General features: G+C 41.7%; 7 protein-coding genes. 5 read left to right on the top strand and 2 right to left on the bottom strand.

Translation table 11 applies throughout. The features are described 5' to 3' along the window. Positions 1-965 (bottom strand): hypothetical protein (locus tag NTV63_03000; GenBank protein ID MCX6709896.1); only part of this gene is annotated, 965 nt, incomplete at its 3' end. 117 nt (positions 966-1,082) lie between these two features. On the opposite strand from NTV63_03000, the gene NTV63_02995 reads away from it, so the two are divergent. The 5 genes from NTV63_02995 (at position 1,083) to NTV63_02975 (ending at position 4,533) form a co-directional block, all read left to right on the top strand. Next, positions 1,083-1,529, top strand: a complete 447-nt coding sequence (locus NTV63_02995) for a Mov34/MPN/PAD-1 family protein (GenBank protein MCX6709895.1) — start codon at positions 1,083-1,085, stop codon at positions 1,527-1,529. A 107-nt stretch (positions 1,530-1,636) separates the two neighbouring features. Then, entirely contained in the window at positions 1,637-2,392 is a 756-nt protein-coding gene (locus NTV63_02990) for an ATP-binding cassette domain-containing protein (GenBank protein MCX6709894.1), read from the top strand. Further along, complete coding sequence (locus tag NTV63_02985; protein ID MCX6709893.1) at positions 2,340-3,320, top strand: SufD family Fe-S cluster assembly protein; 981 nt, start codon at positions 2,340-2,342, stop codon at positions 3,318-3,320. The genes NTV63_02990 and NTV63_02985 overlap by 53 nt, the downstream gene beginning before the upstream one ends. Before the next feature lie 343 nt (positions 3,321-3,663). After that, entirely contained in the window at positions 3,664-4,062 is a 399-nt protein-coding gene (locus tag NTV63_02980) for a hypothetical protein (GenBank protein MCX6709892.1), read from the top strand. Between the two features lie 63 nt (positions 4,063-4,125). Then, positions 4,126-4,533: an HTH domain-containing protein gene (locus NTV63_02975; protein MCX6709891.1), complete on the top strand. Its 408-nt coding sequence runs from the start codon at positions 4,126-4,128 to the stop codon at positions 4,531-4,533. 92 nt (positions 4,534-4,625) lie between these two features. On the opposite strand, the gene NTV63_02970 is transcribed toward NTV63_02975, so the two are convergent. Then, positions 4,626-5,464, bottom strand: an 839-nt coding sequence (locus tag NTV63_02970; GenBank protein MCX6709890.1) for a putative Ig domain-containing protein, incomplete at its 5' end; no start/stop codon positions are given.

Genomic DNA, 5,464 nt, shown 5'->3' with positions numbered 1-5,464 from the left:
GCCATTGCTATCTTGCTGGAAAGCTTTCTTGCTGATTTCCCCTTTTCATCCCTTCCTGCCAGGGATATGCTCGGATGCTGGGAGATAACCCCGTATTTAGGCGGTCTTGCGCCAGTCCTAAGGTGCCTGAAAAGGGCTTTTTCTGCACCGAGAACCTGAATCTTTGAGGATGGCATCTCTGCAAGATGCTTTATGCTTCCTGCAATGTCAATCAGCCTTGCACCCACAATTGCACCTGCTGCTTCTGTGATTTTTGGGTAATTAGCCTGCATCACAGATTCAAGGTATTTTGTCTGAACATCAATCTGGGAGAAAACTGCCCTGACTGCGCGGGCAAGCTCAAGGATTGCATCCACATCCTCCCCTGAAAGCTCAGCCCCCATGGTTTCAGATGGCTTTACATTAAGCATGGAAAGAAGCTCATCCTTTTTCTTTTCAAGAATAGTTCCTGCAAACTCATTGTGGTCCTCAATCGCCCTTGAGGTTTCAGGGTTATACAGCTCATACCACTCCCTGAGCCTCTTTGAGAGGGTGTTTGAGCACTTTGTAAGCTCATCAATTGCGCTTATTGCCTGCATAACAAAATAATCTGATGCAACGCATTCGCGCATCTTCCTTTTTGCAATCAGAATGCTGTAGGAATGGAATTTTTCCAGGAACTTTTTATCCCTGAACAGGTTGAGAACCTTGAGAAGCGCTTCCCTTTCAACAGCTGCTTCAGCGTTCCTGAATCCTGAAGCTGCAATCTCCTTTTGAAGAGCAGCGCTTGTGCTTCTCAGTATAACAACCTTTTCTGAGGCATGCTTCCTGATAATGCCCTTTTCGCTTTCAAGAAGGGCGCCTTTTTCAAGAAGCGCAGAATTTTCCAATGATTCCTCTATTGAAAACTCAACTGAATCAAGAGGGCTTATTGACTCATCAAAGGAAAATGAGCCCAGTGCATTTGAAAAAAGGTAAATCTTCATCATTTCTCACTCCGATAATCTTAATGAGAGGTTTGTTTTTAAACTTTTTTGAAAAAACCCTTAAAATCAGGGAAATTAATGGAAATTTTTAAGAACTCGTGAAAAACCAATGCATTTATGGCGCTGAATATCCAGGAGAGAATAAAAAAATCTTTTGAAAAAATTTTCAGCATGGGAAAATACAGCTTTGATTCCATAATTTTAAGAAAAAGCGTTGCAGAAGACATAATAAACTTTGCAGAGAGCAATGCGCCAAGGGAGTTTGTTGCGCTTCTCGGGGGGAAGATTGAGGCGGGAAAGCTCATGATAGACAGGATTATCTACCAGAACTATGTTTCATCCTCAAATTCAGCTTTTTTTTGGAGAAATTTCCCCTCCTTTCCTGAAACAATGGGAAGCGTGCACAGCCACAACAGCAAAAACAACATGCCGTCGCGCGCAGACATGAGGTTTTTCCGCGAAAACGGATTCTTCCACATAATAATATCAGAGCCGTTCAGCGGAGAATCAATGGCGGGATACAGCCCATACGGAAAAAGGATTTATTTCTCAATAGAGGAATAGGAATTAACATATGTGAATTTTTAATGCCTTTTGATGAACTTCTCCAAAAGATTTAAAAGCAAAAAACATTGCCTACCCATTGACAATAGTTAATTTTCAGGGATAAAATGCCAAAAGCACCGCTTCTTCAGGTTGAAAATCTGAAATTTGAAAGAGAAGAGAACGAGATACTTAAGGGAGTATCCTTCTCAATAAACCGAAATGAGATATTCTGCGTCATAGGCCCTAACGGCTCAGGCAAGTCAACGCTTGCATCAATTCTTATGGGAATAAAAAGGCAGGACTCGGGAAAAATCATATTCCAGGGAAAAGACATCTCAAGAAAAGGGATAACTGAAAGGGCAAAAAATGGAATCTCTTTAGCATGGCAGGAGCCCGCCAGATTTGAGGGCATTTCAATAAGGGATTTCCTTTCCATAAATGCAAAGGTTTCCCCGGAAAAAGCGCTTTCACTTGTAAGACTCTCTCCTGAAAAATATCTTGACAGGGAAATTAACTCAACTCTGAGCGGGGGAGAAAGGAAACGGGTTGAACTTGCATCAATGCTCACTCTTAAGCCAAAGCTTGCAATCCTTGACGAGCCTGATTCAGGGATAGATTTTGTCTCTCTTGACGACCTGATAAAGGTTGTAAAAATGATGAAAAAGGCGGGAACAAGTGTAATAATAATAACTCACAGAGAAGAAGTGGCAAGGCATGCAGACAGGAGCATGCTGATATGCGGGGGCTGTGTTGCAAAGACAGGAAAGAGCACTGAAGTGTCAGAGTATTTCAGGAAGAAATGCGGGCTGTGCAACATCGGCGACATAAATGAAAATGAAGATGAGAATTTCGGAGGCGATAAGATTGGAAGCCCCGAATGATTTTGCGCTTTTAATGGAAGCATACAAAAAAGCAGGGGGAAACCCCAATTTCATGAAAAACAAGGAGATAGCATCCCTCCTTGTAAAAGAGAACAAGATTCTATCAATGAATCCGGTTGAAGGGCTGATTGTGGATGCAAAGCCAGTAAAAGACGGCGTTGATGTTAAAATGACTGTCCTTAAGGGAGTGCACATAAAAAATCCAATACATCTCTGCTTCGGGATTATCCCGAAAAGCGGAATCCAGAAGATAAAAGTAAGGACATACCTTCAGGAGAACTCCTCTGCATACATCCTTGCGCACTGCACATTTCCCAATGCAGTAAAAGTTGAGCATCTGATGGACGGCGAATTTCACATTGCAAAAGGCGCATCCCTTGTATACAATGAGACGCATTTCCACGGCACATTCGGAGGAATCCATGTTGCGCCCACAATTAAAGTGTTTGTGGGGGAGAAAGCCACATTCAAGACCTTATTTTCTTTAGTGATTGGACGGGTGGGCTTCCTTGACATCAACTACCATGTTGACTGCGGCAGGGACAGCGTTGTCGAGATGGAAGCAAAGGCATTCGGCAAAGGAAATGACAGGATAAGGATAAGGGAAGAGGCAATACTCTCAGGAAGAAATGCAAGAAGCGTAATAAAGACAAGGGCAGGAATAAAGGATAATGCGACAAGCGATGTCTACAATGTTACAGAAGGAAATGCTCCGTATGTGAGAGGGCATGTGGACTGCGTTGAGATTGTGTCAGGGCATGCAAGGGCAACTGCAACCCCCATTGTCTCTGTGAAAGATGAGACAGCAAGGGTAACGCACGAGGCGGCAATAGGCTCTGTGGACAAGAAGCAGCTTGAAACACTACTCAGCCACGGGCTCTCAAGAAAAGAGTCAGTTGACATGATAATAGCAGGGATGCTTAAATAGGAATATTTCTATTTGATATTATACACTTTCGCTTAACCTGTAATTAACTCAATAGTTTTTTCCGTGCGGCTTCCCAAAGGAACGCCGCACTTGCTCTTGCGCGCAAAGAAATGCTTTGCATTTCTTGCACAAAAAATCGCCGTGTGATTTTTTTGCGTCAACTGAGCGTAACCGGTTGCGGGGATGCTTAGATAAATGCTTAGACAATGATATTTCTCTTTAATATTATACACGTTGATTTAATCATATTAATATTTTATATTTTAATATTTTAAGTGATATTTTAATAAGTGATTTTTCTCTTTCAGAAAAGTATTTAAGCGCGAAAAAACAGGAGTATTCCATGGATTTTCTGCTGGTTATTGAGAATGGGAAAAACAGCGCTAAGTATTCAAAAATCGTTGAAAAGCTCGCTGAAAGAATAAGCTCTCTTAGGATAAATAAACTGAAAGTTAAGAGAATAAGCTCCATTGGCGGAATATTTGCAAGAGAGCCCGGCGAAGGAATATTCATTATTGATGTCTCCAGGAAAGCAAAAAGGGTGACTATTACCGAAAGAATTGAGGAAATCCTTGAAAGCATTCTTTATGAAGACCCATTTAACATTGGATTCATACTTATGAACGCAAGAAACTCAGGAAGGCTCTCAAGCATAAGAATAATCAGGATTCCAGAGCACTACAATATCAAAAAGCTGTTTTCTGAAACAGAGCTTTTGCTCAGAAAAACGGTTAATAAATGACAACCAGCACAAAATACAAAAATATATAAAATTAGCAGGATAATAGAATTAAAAGGAGATAAAATGTTCATTGAAAGAAAGATTGTGATAATAAAGACGAGAAGGGCTGCGCCTCCGCTCAAGGATATAAATGATGAGCTTCAGTGGTTCGGGAATTCCCTCGGGCTTTTCGGAGAAAGAGACAGGGACAAGAGCCAGTACAGGATATTTGTTGAGCTTATCAAGAACAGCGAGAAAGGCATAAGCAGCGATGAACTTGCCTACAAGCTCGGGCTTTCAAGGAGTGCAGTAGTCCACCACCTGAACCACATGATGACTTCAGGGATTGTAATTGCATCAAAGAACAAATACCTGCTCAGGGTTAATAATCTCCAGCAGCTTGTTGATGAGCTTAAAGATGACATGAATAGGCTTATGGATGAGCTAAGAAACACTGCAAAGGACATTGATAATAACATAAGAAATTACTGATTCTATCCTTATTGATTTAATTATCCGTATTAATAATCAAGAAAAACAAATAAAATAATAAAAAAATAAAAATTCAATAAAAAGCTTTGGCTTTACTCAGTCACTGTTATAGGCCTGTGCTTAACCCTTCTTTCCTCATCTGTGTTTGCTGTGATTCTCACATCATACTCTCCAGGCAAGGTATCTTCGGGTATCTCAAGCACAATGGTCTTGCTCATGTCTTTTCCCTGCTTGAGGATATAAGGTCCTATGCTTCTTTCCAGCCCGAGCTCAGGTATCACAATGCTTATCTGGACATTTCTCATGTCCTTTGTGCCGTCATTTTTCATGATAAGCATTATTGAAAGCTCATCTCCTGCTTTCACATAATCGTCCATCTTTATGCTTCTCATGAATATGCTCTCATAAGGAGTTTCAAGCACATTTATTGTGACTTCCTCTGAGTCAGAGAGTGCTCCGTCAGACACGCTGAATGAAACCTTGTGAGCGCCAATCTGCTCTCTTACAGGAGTCCAGCTGAACTTCCTTGTTGCAGGGTCAAACACTGCACCAGTGGGAAGCCCTTCTGCTGAGAAGACAAGCTCTTCAAAGGAGTTGTCAGGGTCTGTTGCTGTTATCTCAAACTCAATCTTCTCTTCTTCATAGACATTCTTTTCTCCTATCTCTTCAAGCACAGGAGGCTGGTTTCCTGCCTCAAGCACTGTTATCATTATTGTTTCTCCGTCAGTAAGCGAGCTGTCTGAAACAGTGAATGTTGCATAGTATTCGCCTGACTGCAGGTATCCCGGCTTCCAGCTGAATGTTGCTGTTGCAGCATCAAACACTGCGCCAGATGGCAGTCCTTCTGCAGAGAAGCTCAATGAATCGCCGTCCACATCAACTGCAGATACTGTAAAGACAAGATTCTGCCCTTCTGTAATTGATTTGTCCC

Source organism: Candidatus Woesearchaeota archaeon (assembly GCA_026394965.1).
Taxonomy (GTDB): Archaea; Nanobdellota; Nanobdellia; order Woesearchaeales; family 0-14-0-80-44-23; genus JAPLZQ01.
This window is presented reverse-complemented; position numbering and strand designations above follow the sequence as displayed.